The following is a 2,294-nucleotide window of genomic DNA, read 5'->3' as shown; positions in this document are numbered from 1 at the left end:
ACGTCCAGCACATGAGTCAAATCCCTCTTCATCCGCCCTCCGGTTTCAAAGCGCGTCGGCCTTCCCGCGACAGAGTTTTCAACCATTGGCTTGATGTAAAGCGGAATGCGCATGCCAAAGCCATACACCGCGGCAACCCGAAGCGCAACGAACTCCAGATTGTGGAAGTCGGCGTACGACAACCCGATGGCTTCGCCAATCATCTTGGACGTTCCGTAGTGCGCCGAAGGGTTAGCTCGCGTGATAGAGAACGCCGGGTCCGTCTCTTTCTGAACGGTGCCAACCCCCGCATGCATGCAGTGTTGCTTGAAACAAAGACCACCTTGCCTAGGCCTAGTTGTCTAGCCACCTCGCAGACGTTGACCAGACCCATCACGTTGGTTTGATAGAACCCACCCGGATCGTCCAGCGATGGTTCGAGCCCCACCCTGGCAGCCGCGTGCATGATGGCATCAATTTTGTCCGACCGGCACACAGCAAGCAAACGGTCAATGTCACCGATCGCCCCGCGACGCAGGTTGCTCTCCAAAAAGGGAGAAATATGCAAGAGCTCCTTAGGCGGCGATGCAATGTCGTAGCTGTAGACCACGTGCCCAGCAGCCTGGAGTGCATTCGAGAGATAGGCGCCAAGAAAGCCAGCACCGCCGGTGACAAGAACGTTCATCTAGTTTCCTCTCCATCAATCCAAAAGGAATGCGGCAGCACCTATCCTGCCAAAGAACGGCTCACGCATCCCCGCGAATACCCTGAGTTCGGGCGTTAAAAAGTACTGTATAGTGAGACAAGTTGACGCGCAATAGGTGCCTTGCCGAAGCTTCTAGATTTCGAGCCATATGCATTATGCGTGCGTGAGACGACAGTCATCAAGTTTCACTGCTCGGCACTGATTCTGAATTTATTGACCACAACCGTAAACCGAGCTAGATTGATCTTGCTTTCGAAACTTTGCGATTGCCTCAATAAGACAGACTCAAACCGGGTCGAACGGAGACACTACATGGATACATCTGCCCCTAGCTCTAGCGTCCGCCAGCGGCGCTTGATCCTCGCGTCGACCTTCATTGGTTCCACCATCGAGTGGTACGACTTCTTTATCTTCGGGATCATTTCCGCACTCTTTCTAAACAAGCTATTTTTCCCGACCTTCGATCCCACCATTGGAACCATCTTGGGTTTCATGGCATTTGCCACGGCCTGGTTGGTTCGTCCGATCGGAGGCGTTATTGCCGGTCACCTTGGTGACAAGATTGGGCGGAAAACGACGCTGCTCTGGAGCTTCATCATCATGGGCGCGGCGACCACTCTGATTGGTTTTCTCCCCACCTATGAGACTGCGGGATCGGTCGGCGCGATTCTCCTAGTCTTGCTTCGCGTCCTGCAGGGCCTTTCCGCTGGTGCCGAGTATGGCGGCGCTATCGTCGCAGTGGTCGAGCACGCTGATGAGTCGAAACGCGGGCTTTTCGGCAGCGTTCCGCAGAGCGCCTCGTTTTTTGGCTTGCTACTCGGAAACGCAACGTTCCTGTTGATGATCAACCTGGACAAGCAGGCTCTTATGGACTGGGGATGGCGAGTCCCGTTCCTTCTCAGCGCAGGGATGCTCGGCGTAGGCATGTACATCCGAAATAAGGTTTCTGAGTCTCCTGCCTTCATCAAGGCCAAGGCTTCGGGAAACATCGAGAAGGTTCCGTTCATGACCGTCCTTCGCGAATATCCGAGGCAGCTCTTCGGCGTAATGTTTGCCCAAGCAGCGCCGAACACCTTTTTCTATACATGCGCTGTAGCAATGGTTTCCTACACCGTATCAAAGCTCGGCATGAACCAGTCGGATATGCTGATCGCCGTATGTATCGGAGCGGCAGTCGAGATGTTCACCATCCCGATGTACGGTGCGCTGGCAGACAAGATCGGTCGAAGAAAGGTCTTCGTGTGGGGCATCTTTGTACTCCTCGCTTCTGCGCTCCCCTTCTGTTTCGCAGTTGAAGCAAAGTCTTACGTTGGAATCGTAGTGGGCTATGTCTTCGTGCTGGGTATTGGACACGCGGCCTGTCACGGCTCTCAAGCTTCCCTTTTTGCAGACATGTTTCCGACTTCTGTTCGCTACACTGGAATCTCCGCTGGATACCAAACCTCTGGCGCAATCTTCGGAGGCCCGCTGCCCATCGTCGCAACCGCACTCATCGCAGCGCAAGGTGGAGGCATTCGCCTGTTCTTTGGATACACCATGTTCATTGGGTTCGTTAGCCTGGTCGCAATCATGGCTAGCAAACCTCATTACTCTCTCGTTAACCGTTCAG

The 2,294-nt window shown here is 54.3% G+C and carries 3 protein-coding genes; 1 reads left to right on the top strand and 2 read right to left on the bottom strand.

Features of this window, described 5'->3' with window-relative positions:
• Both P7F28_RS06175 and P7F28_RS06170 read right to left on the bottom strand, forming a co-directional pair.
• On the bottom strand, positions 1-203 hold a 203-nt coding region (locus tag P7F28_RS06175; protein ID WP_277183608.1), incomplete at its 3' end, for a hypothetical protein.
• Positions 200-664 (bottom strand): NAD(P)-dependent oxidoreductase, encoded by a 465-nt coding sequence (locus P7F28_RS06170; protein ID WP_277183607.1) that lies wholly within the window; start codon positions 662-664, stop codon positions 200-202. The genes P7F28_RS06170 and P7F28_RS06175, both read right to left, overlap by 4 nt.
• A 333-nt stretch (positions 665-997) precedes the next feature.
• Between P7F28_RS06170 and P7F28_RS06165 the strand changes: the two genes are divergently transcribed.
• On the top strand, positions 998-2,294 hold a 1,297-nt coding region (locus P7F28_RS06165), incomplete at its 3' end, for an MFS transporter (protein ID WP_277183606.1).

Origin of the sequence: Caballeronia sp. BR00000012568055, assembly GCF_029439455.1 — a bacterium.
In the GTDB taxonomy this organism is placed as follows: Bacteria; Pseudomonadota; Gammaproteobacteria; order Burkholderiales; family Burkholderiaceae; genus Caballeronia.
The sequence above is the reverse complement of the archived record's forward strand: the minus strand, read 5'-3'. Positions and strand labels throughout refer to the sequence as shown.